15 protein-coding genes are annotated in these 15,508 nt (G+C 48.5%); 2 read left to right on the top strand and 13 right to left on the bottom strand.

Annotated elements, in window-relative coordinates:
- Positions 1–36 precede the first annotated feature (36 nt).
- The 3 genes from ACQUQM_RS11860 to ACQUQM_RS11850 form a co-directional block, all read right to left on the bottom strand.
- Complete coding sequence (locus ACQUQM_RS11860; protein WP_432474747.1) at positions 37–441, bottom strand: hypothetical protein; 405 nt, start codon at positions 439–441, stop codon at positions 37–39.
- Positions 442–509: 68 nt separating this feature from the next.
- Positions 510–1,442: a sodium-dependent bicarbonate transport family permease gene (locus ACQUQM_RS11855; protein ID WP_432474746.1), complete on the bottom strand. Its 933-nt coding sequence runs from the start codon at positions 1,440–1,442 to the stop codon at positions 510–512.
- Entirely contained in the window at positions 1,442–1,654 is a 213-nt protein-coding gene (locus ACQUQM_RS11850; protein ID WP_432474745.1) for a hypothetical protein, read from the bottom strand. Before ACQUQM_RS11850 ends, ACQUQM_RS11855 begins: the two co-directional genes overlap by 1 nt.
- Before the next feature lie 137 nt (positions 1,655–1,791).
- On the opposite strand from ACQUQM_RS11850, the gene ACQUQM_RS11845 reads away from it, so the two are divergent.
- Entirely contained in the window at positions 1,792–2,721 is a 930-nt protein-coding gene (locus tag ACQUQM_RS11845; protein ID WP_432474744.1) for a LysR family transcriptional regulator, read from the top strand.
- 238 nt (positions 2,722–2,959) lie between these two features.
- Here ACQUQM_RS11845 and ACQUQM_RS11840 read toward each other — a convergent pair whose 3' ends face one another.
- The 9 genes from ACQUQM_RS11840 to ACQUQM_RS11800 form a co-directional block, all read right to left on the bottom strand.
- The gene (locus tag ACQUQM_RS11840) at positions 2,960–3,217 is read right to left on the bottom strand and encodes a DUF6868 family protein (protein WP_432474743.1); all 258 of its coding nucleotides are present in this window, start codon (positions 3,215–3,217) and stop codon (positions 2,960–2,962) included.
- 414 nt (positions 3,218–3,631) lie between these two features.
- Complete coding sequence (locus ACQUQM_RS11835; RefSeq protein ID WP_432474742.1) at positions 3,632–3,904, bottom strand: hypothetical protein; 273 nt, start codon at positions 3,902–3,904, stop codon at positions 3,632–3,634.
- 329 nt (positions 3,905–4,233) lie between these two features.
- Entirely contained in the window at positions 4,234–6,588 is a 2,355-nt protein-coding gene (locus tag ACQUQM_RS11830) for an efflux RND transporter permease subunit (RefSeq protein ID WP_432474741.1), read from the bottom strand.
- Positions 6,585–7,565: a YCF48-related protein gene (locus tag ACQUQM_RS11825; protein ID WP_432474739.1), complete on the bottom strand. Its 981-nt coding sequence runs from the start codon at positions 7,563–7,565 to the stop codon at positions 6,585–6,587. The genes ACQUQM_RS11830 and ACQUQM_RS11825 overlap by 4 nt, the downstream gene beginning before the upstream one ends.
- A gap of 14 nt (positions 7,566–7,579) precedes the next feature.
- Complete coding sequence (locus ACQUQM_RS11820; protein WP_432474738.1) at positions 7,580–8,035, bottom strand: hypothetical protein; 456 nt, start codon at positions 8,033–8,035, stop codon at positions 7,580–7,582.
- Positions 8,032–8,415: a c-type cytochrome gene (locus ACQUQM_RS11815; RefSeq protein ID WP_432474737.1), complete on the bottom strand. Its 384-nt coding sequence runs from the start codon at positions 8,413–8,415 to the stop codon at positions 8,032–8,034. Before ACQUQM_RS11815 ends, ACQUQM_RS11820 begins: the two co-directional genes overlap by 4 nt.
- Before the next feature lie 18 nt (positions 8,416–8,433).
- On the bottom strand, positions 8,434–9,867 hold the full coding sequence (locus ACQUQM_RS11810) for an FAD-dependent oxidoreductase (protein WP_432474735.1): 1,434 nt from the start codon (positions 9,865–9,867) through the stop codon (positions 8,434–8,436).
- Between the two features lie 73 nt (positions 9,868–9,940).
- Complete coding sequence (locus tag ACQUQM_RS11805; RefSeq protein ID WP_432474734.1) at positions 9,941–11,311, bottom strand: DUF1329 domain-containing protein; 1,371 nt, start codon at positions 11,309–11,311, stop codon at positions 9,941–9,943.
- A gap of 10 nt (positions 11,312–11,321) precedes the next feature.
- Positions 11,322–12,836: a DUF1302 domain-containing protein gene (locus tag ACQUQM_RS11800; RefSeq protein ID WP_432474733.1), complete on the bottom strand. Its 1,515-nt coding sequence runs from the start codon at positions 12,834–12,836 to the stop codon at positions 11,322–11,324.
- Positions 12,837–13,008: 172 nt separating this feature from the next.
- Between ACQUQM_RS11800 and ACQUQM_RS11795 the strand changes: the two genes are divergently transcribed.
- Positions 13,009–13,632, top strand: coding sequence for a TetR/AcrR family transcriptional regulator (locus ACQUQM_RS11795; protein WP_432474731.1), 624 nt, complete (start codon positions 13,009–13,011; stop codon positions 13,630–13,632).
- Positions 13,633–13,688: 56 nt separating this feature from the next.
- On the opposite strand, the gene ACQUQM_RS11790 is transcribed toward ACQUQM_RS11795, so the two are convergent.
- Positions 13,689–15,101: an aldehyde dehydrogenase family protein gene (locus ACQUQM_RS11790; protein ID WP_432474729.1), complete on the bottom strand. Its 1,413-nt coding sequence runs from the start codon at positions 15,099–15,101 to the stop codon at positions 13,689–13,691.
- Positions 15,102–15,508 lie beyond the last annotated feature (407 nt).

The raw sequence follows: 15,508 nt of genomic DNA, 5'->3' as shown, positions 1-15,508 counted from the left end.
TGCAGCCCCTTACGGGGGCTACCAGGTTAATCATTCTCAGAACTTGCATGGATAACGCATCTTAACCGCCTGGTAGACCAGGGAGTCAGGTGAAGTGCCCTGCTCATACTTAACTAGCTTAAATTGCTCGGCAATGTTCCTGATGACTGATGTACGGGGTTCATCTTCCGGTATACAGAAGCCGGCATAGTAGGTTGCCGGAACTGAGGCTGGCGGTGTTCCTAGCCGGGTTTTGAATGCCCTCTCCAGAAAGCCGGATGCGGAGCTGCTTTCATCTGTATTTTTGATATGTTTAATGATCTCACCGTCGGTAAGGCGTGCACCGGCAAGGAAACCCGCTATATAGTCCTTACTTATTTGCCTGGATTCGTTTTCCACAGCCAGTGCCGGGGTCATGGCCATGCAGGCAAGAAGGGATAAAACACAGCTAATTTTTTTCAAGGTAAATCTCCTGTTGTTGTAGCTTCAGTACTTAGCTTCAATGCTTATTTGTACGCTCTGGTAGTCTGTCAGGCGGTTAATTCGATAATCAGGGTGCTGTATAACGGGATTCCCACCAACACATTAAAGGGAAAGGTGATCGACAGCGATGCCGTGATTGACAGGCTCTGGTTGGCAGAGGGCAGAGCGACAGACATGGCTGCAGGTACTGCTATGTAAGAGGCGCTACCACCCAGAGTTGCCAGCAGAATGGTGCCACCTGTAGATAATCCCAGAGCAATTGCCAGGACTGTCCCCAGTGCTGCGCCCAGCAGCGGCATAATGACACCAAAGCTGGCGATAAATGAGCCGGTCTGCCGTAACTGGCTGATTCTGGAGGTAGCTACCCGGCCCATCTCCAACAGGAATAGCGCCAGTACGCCATGGAACAGGCTGCCGAAAAAGGGCAATAACTTTTCGCTACGTTCGCCTGCCCACCAACCAATCAGCAGGGCACCGACCAGTAGCAAAACCCCCTGATTCAGAAATATCTCGTGCAGGACTTTTTTGAGCTCTATACGCTGGTTGCGTTCGCGGGCCAGCCAGATTCCAATGGCGATTGCCGGAACCTCCAGCAGGGCAACAAACAACGGAAAATAAGGCTCATAGCTGATATTCTGGCCTTCCAGAATCGCCAGTGAAACGGCAAAGGTAGCAATGCTGACTGAGCCATAATGGGCCGCGACAGAGGCGGAATCAATCCGGGACAGACCACCCACATTCAACAAGAGTGGGAACGCTATCAGGGGCAGCAAAGCGCCAAAGGCGATAATAGCCAAAGACTGCCACAGCAGATCGATACTGCCATATTGGCTTAGTGCAATGCCGCCTTTAAGCCCGATCGCAATCAGCAGAAACAGGGTCAGGCTCTGATACAGCCCCCGGGGCATTTTTACCGGAGCTTTCAATATTTGCGCCATAGCACCCAACAGGAAGAATGCTGCGACCACATCCAGCTGCATTAGCGATAAGGCCTGTTATGAGCAGTGATCTTTACCGGTACAGGCTCTGGTTCTTCTGGTTTCAATGTGCGCAGCATCAGCGACAGGATTGCCAGTATCGCAGCGATAACGACCAGTCCCCATCCCGGCAGGTCCAGCATAACCAGGGCACAGCCAGCTGACAGCAGCAATGCGACGGATAAGAGTTCAAAAAAGAGTGAGCGATCTTGCATAGTAATTCTCCTTTAGTTGCAGGCTGCCATAGTCTGAGTACAGAGGATTATCAGTTCTTTTTGAGATAGATAAAAATCGATATTAACTATAATATGCATAGATATTTATCTATATATTGATCGGCTATTGGAGTTATATGTCCCGCCTTCATGCCCGGATTGGTACCCTGCGCCAGTTGGAGATCCTTCTGGCCGTACATAAAAACGGTTCAGTTACCGCCGCTTCAAAACAGCTTTTCCTAACTCAGCCTACCGTCTCGATGCAGCTGAAAAAGCTGGCAGATGCTGTCGGTGCGCCGCTGTATGATCAGGTCGGTCGCAAGCTGGTGTTTACCCAGGCCGGCGAGGAGGTTGTGAAAAGTGCACGGGAGGTTATGAGCTGTTTTGAACAACTGGATATGAAACTTGCAGATCTTAAAGGCCTTAAGGCCGGGACCCTGAGACTTGCGGTAGTAACTACAGCCAAGTATTTCATTCCCCATTTGCTGGGCGACTTTCTCCAGCATTATCCCGATATTGATGTTGAGTTTAAGGTGGGCAACCGGCAGCAGATCATCGACTGGATGGCGCACGGTGAAGATGACTTCTACGTATTCAGTCATCCTCCCAAAAATCGCACATTAGAGCTGCAGGAGTTTTTGCCTAATCCGCTGGTTGCGATTGCACCACAAAATCATCCCCTCGCAGAACTCGACCAGGTGCCGTTGCAACGATTTGCAGAACAGCCTTTCCTGATGCGTGAAGAGGGCTCCGGCACCCGACATGCCATTGAAAGACAATTTGACGAACTTGGCATCCAGCCAAATGTACGGATGGTCGTTGAAAGTAATGAGGCGATTAAGCACGCTGTAATGTCCGGCCTTGGGGTTTCGATCCTTTCCAGTCACACCCTCGCTTTCGGCGGCAGCAGTGGCCTTGCCCAGCTTAACGTAGAGCAACTGCCAATTGTTACCAGGTGGTATCTGGCTAATCTGAAGGGCAAAAAGTTATCTATTGTTGCGCGAACCTTCATGGAATATGTCGCCAGGAACAGCGGTATAGATAGCCTTGATGAGATGAACACTTAAGAGGTCGGCACAAGCCGGTCGATATAATCTGAGGCGAAGATGCCTTGCCAGGCAGACGCGGCAAAATGTTGCTTCGCGTCTGCAATACGGGAAACGGAGCTTCCCTCGCTAGTTGTAGATGCTAAAGACCTTGTTCACACAATGAAGGGATTCGGGACATTTTCTCTGCTACTGAAAGGGGCATCAGCAGGAGAAAATATACTCTCCTCTGGTCCATTTATTCGCTTGATCGCGCTTGTTATGTGCTGCTGTCCTTTTCAATGATTCGCAGTGCGAAATACGGCACGATATTCAGCAAGAAAATAGCCATTTTGAAATAGAGCATTCCGGTGTAGTGAATCGCATCGAATTGCTCCACCGATATATTGAGCCATTTCCCATGGACGTGATAGACAAAGTCATGGGCAACCAAGAGCCATAAAATCCAAAATGTAAGTAATGCCATGTTAATAAGTGCGCACCACCCAAAAAAGCCACGGAGTTTTTCAATTGTCATTACTTAATCGTCCAATTGGCATCTAACAATCTATTATCAAGCCCTTGCATGGTTGAGTTTCATGCGAGGTATTTCATAGAGTACATTTTCAAAACTGACTATGTGATTCCATGTGTAATGATAGTTCCTTATCGCAAGATGTCAGGCAATTGATCTGACACGGGGTTTGCCCAGTCTGTAGTGTGGGTTGGGATACTACAGATGATTATCTGCAGGGCGCTTAGAGTCGCTCTATGCCATGATTAAGAAGGGTGTTATCTGGCTGAACTTAGCTGAAATATGAGATTGGAATTGTTGGCTTCGTAAGATGATTTCGGGCCTTTTCTCTGTTGCTGAGGGGGGATCAGTCGAAGAAAATATAATTCACACTGACCCTAATTATTCGACCCTGATTATTATTACTGAAGGGGCGACTCAGTCGTCCTTTAAGGTGTTGTTGTAGAATTTTCGTACACCCGCTTTAGTAATGAACCCACCCCACTCGTGTATCTCATATACGGGGCCATTTTTGACTATTTTCAGATCAGGCACCTGATCCGACATTAGCTTTTTAAGGGCATCATTCACGGTGGGCTTAGGCATTCCTAGAGCCTGAACGATGGTGGTCAGTGTCGGCCGCTCCAGGGCATCAACTGCTCCCAGTATCAACCACAGACGGCGTAGATCGCTACGTAAGAATTGAGTCATGATTTCTCACTTATTAAGGTCGGTTTGTCCGAACATTTAAGCACAGTATTGACTGATGTTCTATCATTCACCGTTACGGCTTGAAATGTGAGTAACGTTTCGTGACATATTGCCTGTTAGCGAAACGCTAAAGCGCTGGGCTATGCCTCTTTAATGTAAAGCAGTAACACAGGGTGTTGATTCACCAGGTCAGTCCCAATGCCCGCTCTTGGCAAACACCGTACTTTCTGGTCAGGCTTGCCGTACTTTCGCTTTCGTTACTCTACGGACATCGGAGGAGCTACTTGCTGACCCCTGCCGCAATGGCAGCAGGGGATTCAGGATCAAAGCTAACTGGAAAATTGGCTAGCGAGGGATGCTTGCTGGCTGTTTTTATGGAGTAACCAGGTCAGTGCCGGAATCAGGATCAGTGCACCAAGCATATTCCAGAGGAACATAAAGGTGAGCAGAATGCCCATATCGGCCTGGAACTGAATGGGTGAAAGAATCCAGGTAGCCACACCCAGTGCCAGCGTGATGCCGGTAAAGCTGACCGCTTTGCCTGTGGTTAACAGTGTTTCACGGAACGAATCTGACAGGCTATGGCCCAGATCCAGATAGGACTGCAGGCGACTATAGATATAGATCCCGTAATCCACACCGATACCGACGCCCAGCGCAATAACCGGTAGGGTTGCCACTTTTACACCTATACCAAGCCATGCCATTAATGCCTGGCAAAGTAATGTGGTTAAAGTTAGTGGAAGAACTACGCAGAGAACGGCTTTTAATGAACGGAACATAATCAGGCAGAGCAAACAGACGACGCCGTAAACATAGGCCAGCATTTCATACTGTGCGACCTCTATTACTTCGTTAGTTGCAGCTTCAATCCCCGCATTACCAGCTGCCAGTTGCAGATTAAAGTTGTCACCTGGATTACTCTCAGACCATTGCCGGATGCTATGGATCACCTGTTTCAGGGTTTCTGCCTTATGGTCCTCAAGTGAGATAAAGATCGACACCAGATTACACTTGGCATTCATCCAGCCCGGTGGTACTTCTGCAACGGCATTATTCAAAGCATCTTTATTTCGCTGCAGCGAGAACCACTTGGGATTACCTTCATTAACGCCTGTAATTGCTAATTTAGCGGTGTCCACCATGGATTCAACACTCTGTACTCCGGGTACATTGCGCATATGGAGCTGGAAGCGTTCCATTGCGGTCATCACCGGATAGGTGTTGCACTGGTTATCTGCGGTTTCCACCATGACCGTCAGCAGGTCAGAACTGGCAGAATAGTGATTGTTAAGGTAACCCACGTCCTGATTATAACGGGAATCTGGCCTCAGCTCCGGTGCGCCTTTTTCGATATCACCGATATGTAACCCCTGGCTTCCCCAGACGCCCAGTAAAACTAATCCGCAAGTGATCAGCAGGGCTGACTTAGCCGGTGTTGCCTGGCTGAATCGGGCAAGACTATTCCATAGTGCAGAATTGGCTGTTTTTTTATACTGGGCATGTTCGATGCAGTCTTTACTGACACCCAGATAGGACATGAGAATCGGCAGCAGGATGAGGTTGGTCAGGATAATAACAGCGATACCCATACTGGCAGCGATGGCCAGTTCCTGGATAACCGTGATCTGTATGATCATCAGGGTAGCGAAACCGATACCATCAGATAGCAGAGCGATCATGCCCGGCTTGTAAATATGCAGGAATGTTTCCTCCGCACATCGCAGTTTGTTTTTACCATAGGCCGATTCGTGGGCGACCCCATTGATAATCTGTACGCCGTGGCTAACGGCAATGGCAAACACCAGAAATGGTACCAGCACTGAGTATGCATCGAGCTTAAAGCCCAGGGTACTGAGTAAGCCCAGCTGCCAGATAACAGCAACCACTGAGCACAGCAGCGGTGCCAGGGTGCTGCGCAAGCAGCGTGAGTAGATAAACAGCAGTACGGCGGTAATTGTCAGAGTGCCCAGGGAGAAGAACAGAATCTGCACTATACCGTCTAAAAGATCGCCCACTTTCTTGGCAAAGCCGCTGATATGGATTCGCACCTTAGCGGTTTGGAATTTATCACGAATCTCCACTTCAAGCTGATCTGAGAACGCCTGATAGTCCAGAGTTTCACCTGTTTGCGGATTCCGTTCGATCAATGGTACGTATACCATGGTTGAGCGGAAGTCATTTGCAATCAGGCTACCAACATAGGAAGAACGTTCAATATTTTTACGCAGCTGATCCAGGCTGGCGGAACTGCCGTTATAAGTAGAAGGTATCAGTTGTCCGCCGTCAAAACCTTCTGCGGTCACTTCGTTCCAGCGAGCAGCTGGACTCCATACCGACAGCAGGGAAGAGCGATCAACCCCTGGAAGGAAAAAAACGCTGTCGTTAACCTGCTGGACTACCTTAAGGTAGTTAGCATCAAAAATATCGCCTTCAGCTTGCTCCACCACAATTCTGATAACGTTACCTGATTCCAGATCAGCTTTGTGCTCAAAGTACTTTTGGATAAACGGGTGCTGGTGGGGAATCATGCTTTCAAAGCTGGCGGCAAGCTGAATTTTACTAGCCTGCCAACCCAGCAATAGGGTAATCAGCGTGAATAGTAGAAGCCAGATACGACGAATATTGAAGATGGCTTTTACTACAAGCGGGCGTGTGTAATGAGCAGTATTGGTATTCATCATTTATCCTCCTCAGCGTTAAGTTGCAGTGCGATGATCGGACCATCATCGTTAACGACCTGAATACCTTGTGCTGTAGCGATGCAGAACATGCCGTCACCGGACGGGGTAATGGCATGACGACTGAATCGATTGTCATCTATCTTTAAGCTTTCTCCTTGTTGCCAGATTCCGTTGGCCCCTACAAAATGGAGTTTGTTATTAACCAGTTGAACATCATATATGCTTTGACTGGTTCGCAATGGACGCTGAGAAATTTCACCGTTATCCAGGTCAAAACTGAAGGTACTTCCAGCAATGCCGGTTACTATTACATCCCGGCTATCGGGTTTGTAAGCGAGGCTGAAAAAACTGCCGTCTGCCGGAAATGTAACTGTTTTCCAGTTCTGGCCGTTGTCTGATGAACGGAAAACGGTACCGTATTCCGATGCGATCCAAAGCTCCTGATCCGAAGTGCGCAAGATAGAGTTGAGATGAAGTTCGTCTTCATTTGGCAGGTCGTTACTCAGATTTAACCAGCTGGCACCTCCATCAAGAGTCCGGTAGTACTGTCCAAAAGCACCCACGGCAATTCCGTTACGGTTATTCCAGAAAGTAACATCCAGTAATGGATCGACGAATTCAGCACTGCTGTTTTCCAGAAAACTGTAGATCAACTTCCAGTTTGCGCCGCCATCTTCAGTCTTTATTACCACACCGTCATGTCCTACAGCCCAGGCGGTTTTTTTATTCAGCATGGTGATTGCAGTCAGCAGATTATCAACCGGAACGTTGCCTTGCGACCAGCTACGGCCGTTGTCCCGGCTAAAGAGAATATGTCCCTGCTCACCCACAGCGATGACCTGTCCTTCGGTACTGGTGATATCTGTCATCAGACTTTGAAAAGCAAGCGGTGTGATTTGTGCAGGCTGGGCGGCTAACGCCCAGCTACTGAACAGCAGGCACAAGCTTGCAACTATGTAGTTTATTGTTGTTTTCATGATTGCCACTGCGGTTATTTCGATTCTTTGTACTCACCAAAGGTGTACATGTCTGCGATTACCCGCCAGTCACCTTTGATCTTTTGCCATACCAGTAGAGATCGGACATTGAAGTCTTCAGAGCCATCAGACGGAAAGACGCGGTAATTGACAAAATCGTAGACTGTATCCTTACCCTTATGGTTAGTTCGTTCAGGTGTAAGTTCTATTTTTGTTGCGCCCTCAACTAGCTCTTTTAATACCGGGGCCAGTTGTTCATGTCCGCTGAGAGGAGCGCTGCCTTCGCCGACAACATAAACATCCGAGGCGTAAAACTCGTTCAGAAGTACCTGTGTGTTATTGTCGGCAAAAGCTTGCTCAGAAAGTTTGTACTTTGCGGCAAGCGTGTCGGTGATATCCGCAGCTATGGCAGAGAATGGCGCCAGCATAATGCCGGTGGTGAAAACTGCATTAGTAATAAAACGTTTCATTTTGAAGCCTCTTTCAAATTCTTAATAAAGCAGTACAGATCGGCACGTTCCTGGGATTTTTTCAGGCCGGCAAATGCCATACGGGTGCGGGGGAACATTTCAGCCGGAGCGGTGATGAACTGGTCAAACAATTCAGCGTTCCAGGTTCGACTGTCTTTGCGCAACTGGCGGGAGTATTTAAAACCTTCTGCGCTGCCAACGATTCGGCCTGCCAGATCATGCAGATTAGGGCCAACAAAATGGCTCTGTTCCTTATCGATACGGTGGCAGGCTGTGCATTTGTTAAAGACTTCGCTGCCCCGTTCAATGCTGCAGGTATCATCGGCAAATGTTGGTAAGCTCAGAGTGCTTAGCAGAGTAACTAAAATAATTTTTTTCATGGTTCGTCACCTACCTCTTTAGCCGAGGTCGTCGATCAGTTGTTGTGCAGCATGTGCGCCACTTTCGATGGCTCCATCAATAAACCCGCGCCAGCCGTTGGCAATATCTCCACCTGCGAAGTAACAGCGGCCTTCGGGCTTTTGTGCATCTTGCAGATAGTTACTGATATGCCCGGGGCGTAGGGTGGCCCAGGTGCCACGGGAGAAGGGGTCCAGAGTCCAGTCATAACCGAATGCTTCAACTACTTTTGCATCAGGCAGGAACTCCTGAACAACTTTTTCGATAGAGTCGTTATTGTTTGCATCCATGCCTTTACCGGTACCGAAGGCGATCATGATCTGCTCGTCTTGCTTCAGGAGCTTCTCGGTAAAGATGAACTGGATGGGATGGTCTTTTGTGGCAAAGGCACCAAACTTTTTGCTTTCACCTTTGACGTGGATATAGAGCTTTACCCCCTTGCCGGTATGCTCATCTTTGCTCAGCTGTTGCTTCGCATTATTGAGTGAAGGTTCAAACTCAATGTCATCAAGTACGTTTATAGGCAGGGCAGAAATACAGGCTTTTGCCGTGAAAATTTCGTCATCTTCGGTGAATACACGGACCCCCTTATCGCTCTGTTCGACACGGTAAACCGGAGTGTTGGTTCGTACATCAACATTACTGTCTTCAAGCATTTTATTGATCAGGCCGATGGTGCCGTCCTTCAGCTTATAGTGAGCGGCGGCATCCATCAGACGTCCCATATCGTAACCACCCAGTGAATCCCAACGGAGCATCTCGACGAAAGCGCTGGTGGAAGGATCGTTATGGCAGTTCAGTGTCATAAAGGCATTTAACATCTGATATTCATCATCGCTCAATTGATTGCGAATCTCATCGATGCGGTCAGCCGCTGACATATGATCCAGTTTCATTAGCTCCGGAACATGATAGGGGTCCCATGGTCGTGGATAGAGATTGCGGGCGTATTCACCGCTGAATTTCTGCGATGAACTAAGAAAGACTTCCCACTGCTTTTCCGGCGAGCCTTCTGCCAGCTTGCCATTTTGTGACCAGACCGCTTTTTCCGGAATAGCACCTTCGGATTCTGTTAACGCCATATCATAGCGAGTTACTTCGGCCCAGATATGCGGTTGTGTCCAGTGAATCCAGGTGCCGCCCAGCTCGATCTGTTTACCGGCAAATTCGGATGTGAAAGTACGACCACCAAGGCGGTTACGAGCTTCCAGCAGAAGTACTTTCTTGCCTGCCTGACTCAGATCCCTTGCTGCCGTGACACCGGCAAAGCCACCGCCTAGAACAATGACGTCATAACCTGTTTGTTGTTTGGTTGTTGTCGCGTTTACCATCGGTACTGTAGCAATGCTGACCATTGCACCGGCAGCGCCCAGGCCTTTGATAAAACTGCGACGGGATGGGGATGTTGATTTGTTGGATTTATTAGAAGACATAAATCACCTCGTACTAAATAGATAATTAGGGCCGGGCTGCCCGAAGGGGGAGGGCCGCCCGGAGGGGGAAAGACTAGCGCTTACTACGTTTGCGAAGCCCGGCTACGCTGTAGAATTTGTCATCACGTGGGATCGTGTAGATGGGAAGATGCGTTTGTTCATTCATCAGCATAGAAGCATGGTAGACCCCGGAGTTCAGGTCGTAGGTAGTAAATCCACGTTGCACAACGCCAGGTAGTTCGTAAGCCGCTTTCAGCTGTGCTTCATGAACACGCCACAGTTCACCGCGGTTATCGTAAGAGTCCTGCAATACGGCTACCCAACTGTCCTCATCGAAGTAGAACGTTCGTTTGCCATATACATGGCGCTTACCTTCAGCCAGGGTTGCATCCACAACCCATACCCGGTGCAGTTCGTAACGAATATGTTCAGGGTTTAGATGGTTTGGGGTAGCCAGGTCTGTGTATTTAAGGCTTGGATCATCCATTTTGTAAGCGTTGTATGGAATATAGATCTCTTTCTTACCGACCAGTTTCCAATCGAAACGGTCCATTGCGCCGTTGAAAATGAAGTTGTCGTTATACGTGCGGGTGCCGCTGGATGCTCCGTCAGGGCCATCGTAGCCAACATTCGGTGCTCGCCTGACGCGGCGTGCGCCGGGGATATATATCCATGCTTTCCGATCATCCTGGTCCAGATTTACAGGATCAATGAAAAGCAGGGTTTCACCCTTGCGGCTGGTTGGTGCGAGTATTTCATTAACCAGGGTGTAGTATTCGCCGGTAAACTGATCTTTCTTATCTTTCTGATAGTAGCTATGTTTCTCGTAGTTCTCTTCACCACCGGTGGTGATTGAACCGTTAGCCTGTACCAGAACAGTGTCATTGACATACTCAGTCGCCTGACCTTGCCAGCGAAGCAGATGGTTCCACATTACTTGGGAGCCGGTCTGAGGAACAGGAAACGGCGTGCCGCCATAGGCGTTTTCAACGCCCAGCTCGCTTTGGCTCAGGGACGCATTAACCGCATTTTTCTTAATGTTGTCATAGATCCACTGCGGTGCTGCGTGGGTCCTGTGAGTTGGATATACCGACATCTTGTAACTGTCTGGATATTTAATAAATAATGCTTTTTGTCCTTCAGTAAGCTTGTCAGAATGCTGTTGGTAATTGTCCGCTGTAATGGTGAATAGCGGTTTCTCATCGGCAAAAGGATCCGGGTGATGATCGCCGGGCCCTTTGTATCCCAGGTTGGCGGGTGGAGTTGTCAGGCCACCTGTCCAGGCTGGAATGGTACCGTCGGCATTACCTGCCATCTCTGCACCGGTTGGCGTCAGGCCTTTACCTAAGCGGTCGGCATCGGCTTTACTGCCTGCAAGTGCTGCGCCTGAAACGGCAATGCTTCCTGCTACAGCTAATGAAAAAAGAGTGTGTTTAATAGTCATGATTTTGCCCTCAGAAGCTGTAGCTGACGTTCAGGGAGATAAAGTCACGGTCACCCAGTGATGCGGTGGGTCCCTGTTTATGGGAGCCGGTTAACTCATCGTTACCGTCACCAAAGAAATTGGTGTACTTGGCTGAGAAGTTCCAGTTGTCACCATAGGTACCAGTGACACCGGTGTACCAGGAGTAGGTTTTTTCATCATAAGTAACCATCTGGTCTGCTGCTGTGCCGTCTACATTGGCAACAAAGCCGATCGGGATGATCAGGTTGACCGATGGCAGAACGTTCTTGTAGTACAGGTCCAGTTCGGCGGCAACTGCAGTAGCTTCTTGTGAGCCGTAGCCCAGTTCGGTGCCGAACTCTGCGTCGTCAACGTACTGGTAAGCGACCTCACCCACAAAATCCATATCGTCGGCAATGGCACTAGGACCAAAGTTATGGATCCAGGAAACCTGAGCCTGCCAGATGTCAGCTTCACCAACAGAAGCAAAATCGACTGGATATACCGGTGCATCAGGGCGATAGAAAACTTCACCACTTACGTTGGTGTTGCCCAGCGTTGTGCTGACGCTAGCGCCGAATGCCTTGTTATCTTCTTTATACTCGTAGTGAAAACCATCCGCATCGAACACCTGAATTCCAACCCGGTCATGGAAATTCAGGAAGTAGAGGCCGAATTCGGTATCGTTCAGGTTGGTCGCTATATAGCGAAGCGCTGCACCATACTGGCCGGAGGCACTGGCATCCTGATAGCCCGTAAAAGGCACTACCGGAGCGCCAGGCCCGAAGTAATCAGCAGGAAAGTCTTGCGTACCTGGGCCGAAGTAATCGAAGCTACTGAAATAGCTACCGACACCATCAAAATCGTGCTTGTTCCAGTCCCACTGGTAATAGGCTTCCAGAGTCAGTTCTTCAGTCAGGTTGAACTGGCCATAGATCTGTTCTTCCGGGAGGAATATCTCTTTGAGTTCGACGCCGGGAACATTGAACTTGGTCAGGTCTATCGGGCTTTGCAAGGCAGAGAGTCCTGGCAGGAAGAAGCTTTCACCCCAGCTAACAACCTGATTACCTACACGAACAGAGCCCCAATCCTGGCTGGTGTAATAAAAAGCATCCAGCAGCTTGATATTAGAACCATGTAGCTCATCAGCCCCATCGGAAAGGTTTTTATCTTTCACTTCATCATCATAAAAACCAGAAGCACGAGCAAACACGCCGCTGTTTTCGCCGCTGATGTCGGCTTCAGTGATAAAGCTAATACGATTTGAAACCAGCCCCTGATCGAAATTGCGGTCGCCGTCGTCCCTTACCGGATCGGTGAGCAGCTTTGCGCTTTGGTCTTCAAGACGCCACATGGTGCCGTAAGAAATGCTGGAATCCCACTCAACATTCAGGCCGTTTTTTAACTCGAAACTGGTTGCATGCGCAGTGGAAGGAAGTAATGGCAGGGATACCGCAATTGCAATAGCCAGTACGCTTTTTGCACTGACTGGAATCTGGTATCCCCTTGAAACTCGAGAAAGCATATTTGCCCCCATGGTTTGTTTTTTTTATGTAAATGGGCCATCAAGCAACTATGGGTCACTTGACTTATATCAAATATCGGTCAGATGACCGATAAAGTCAAGGGTGCAATTGTACTTTACCGGTTATATGACCGATAATGCTGTTTTGAATAGCGTTAACTGCAGGAAAAGTATGGATAATCAGGCGGTAAAAAAAACTCGGGTCAGGAAGAACCGTGAGGATCGGATAGCTGAAATTCTTGCAGCCGCAACGGCTATCTTCATCAATGAAGGCTATTCAGAATTGACCCTGCGTCGTGTTGCAAAAGATGTGGGAATCCGGCTGAGCACAGTGCAATACTATTTCGAGTCTAAAGACGAGCTTTTGGATTCTCTACTAAGGGCCCGGATAGATAGCTACAGAACTAGTTTGGCTCGCTTTAAAGAAGATGCGGAGGGGAATTCTGAGCAACTGCTGTCTAACTATATTTTGTATCTGCTTAGTGTTGCTGATGAGAAGGAGACCTGCGGTTTCTTTACCCAGCTTTGGGCGATGGGTTTTCAGAACGACGTAAGTCGTGGGCAGCTGGCCTATATGTATGAAACGCACCGGGAAGATCTGGCAATGTTGATTCAGGCAATAATGCCCGCTCTGAGTAAACTGGAATGCTTAAAGCGAGCAACCATGATCTCTTCAATGATTGAGGGTTCACTGATCCATATGGGCTATGGCCTGCCTCGTAAACCTGAATTTGAAGGGCTGCGTGAACGCATGCACGCACAGATCATGGCTATCGCTTTAGAACCGTTGAAATAAGTTCTGTTGTGCAAGGTAAGCCAGAGTAATATGGCTTACCTTGCTTGTACTTTACTTTATTTAGTTATGCTCAGAACCTGAATCTGGGTGTATTCTTCCAGACCCTCTGCTCCGAATTCAACACCAATACCGGACATCTTGGCGCCACCAAAGGGGGCGTGAGGAAGTACTTCTGCATGGTTGTTTACCCAGGTAGTACCTGTCTCCAGTTTTTTAGCCAATTCAACAGCTTGCTCCAGATCGGATGACCAGACAGAGCCGCCAAGGCCATTCTCACAGTCGTTTGCTTTTTTAATTACAGCGTTAACGTCGCTATAACGGATGATAGGTAAAACAGGGCCGAACTGCTCCTCATCAACCAGCCTGCAGCCATTATCAACATTGGTAATCAGAGTTGGTGGGTAGAAGTAGCCTTTCTGTTGCAGCGGTTCACCGCCGCAGAGAACAGTCGCACCATTATCGACAGCGTCTTCTACCAGCTTTTTAACTATCTGTAATTGTTTCGGGTTTTGTACCGGCCCAAAGCTAGTCTCCGGAGCCATGCCATCACCAACGATTTGCTGATTAGCAATGTCTGTTAATTTACTGCACAGAGAATCATGGATTGAATCGTGTACATATAGCCGCTTTAAGGCTGCACAAGTTTGCCCCATATTGAGAAAGGCGCTCTGGAATATAGCGGGTGCAACTTTTTCCGGATCAGCATCAGGGAGAACAATGCCAGCATCATTACCGCCCAGCTCGAGGGTCAGGCGTTTTAGATTACCGGCAGCACTGCGCATGATGGCCTGCCCGGTCGGAGTCGAGCCGGTAAAGACTATTTTATTAATTCCAGGATGTTGCGATATCGCAGCACCTATTTCGCCACCCCCGCACACAGAGTTAATGACACCTTTAGGCAGCAGTTCGGCAATCAGTTCAATCATTCTGAGTGTCGCTATCGGAGTCAGTTCTGAAGGTTTTGAAATGACCGTATTTCCGGCAAGCAGGGCAGGAAAGATATGCCAGGCGGCAATCATTACCGGCCAGTTCCACGGAGTGATGGATGCCACTACACCTAGCGGCTTACGGTGCAGTTCAATGCGTTTTGCTGCGCTATCCTCAATGACCTTGACCGGTAGATCCAGGGCAATGGTTGCCTGTAGCCAGCCAATTGCAGCGCTAACCTCCATCATTGCCAGGTTATGCGGTTTACCCTGTTCCAGGGTGATAAGTTTTGCCAGCTCTTCCTGATGTTCTTCCAGTTTGATTGCGATGGCTTTGAGATGCGATTTACGTTGATCGAGGGTAGTTTCTTTCCAGCTTGTAAACGCCTTTTGCGCAGCCTGAACAGTTTGCTCTAACTGATTATCGGAAGCTTGCGAGGCATAGGCGAAGACCTCTTCGGTTGCTGGGTTTACAACATTCAAGGTGCCATTTTCACCCGTTGTTTCTTGTCCGTTGATTGTTATTTTGTAGGTACGGGGCATGGAAATTCTCCTCAGGGAAAAAGCAGGCTGCCGGAAACCAGGAGTGGTAGATGAAGGTCAACATTCTTGTCGACTGGCAGCCCGAAGAGTAAATATTGAATAATTATGTTATAGGTCGTATGACCGATAGTAAAGCAATAAAATGATAAAAATTTCAGGATTTAAACGAAAAGAGAATTATTTTTATTGAGAGTCATGGGTAACGTTCTGAAAATACAGCGTTAAGTACGACAGTTAATATTTCTGGAAAATCTGATGAATATTGATACTGATCTTGGGAAAGGCCTGCTTGTTGCCGAGAAGAGTCAGATCCTATCATTAGGATTTATGCCCCTAAGGTGAGCTGCCAGGTTAATCCGGACGCCGTTTTCTGGCATAAAGCGACTTTCCATGTCGCTCTGGCTAGG

It is taken from the genome of Amphritea sp. HPY, from assembly GCF_050870985.1.
In the GTDB taxonomy this organism is placed as follows: domain Bacteria; phylum Pseudomonadota; class Gammaproteobacteria; order Pseudomonadales; family Balneatricaceae; genus Amphritea.
The sequence above is the reverse complement of the archived record's forward strand: the minus strand, read 5'-3'. Positions and strand labels throughout refer to the sequence as shown.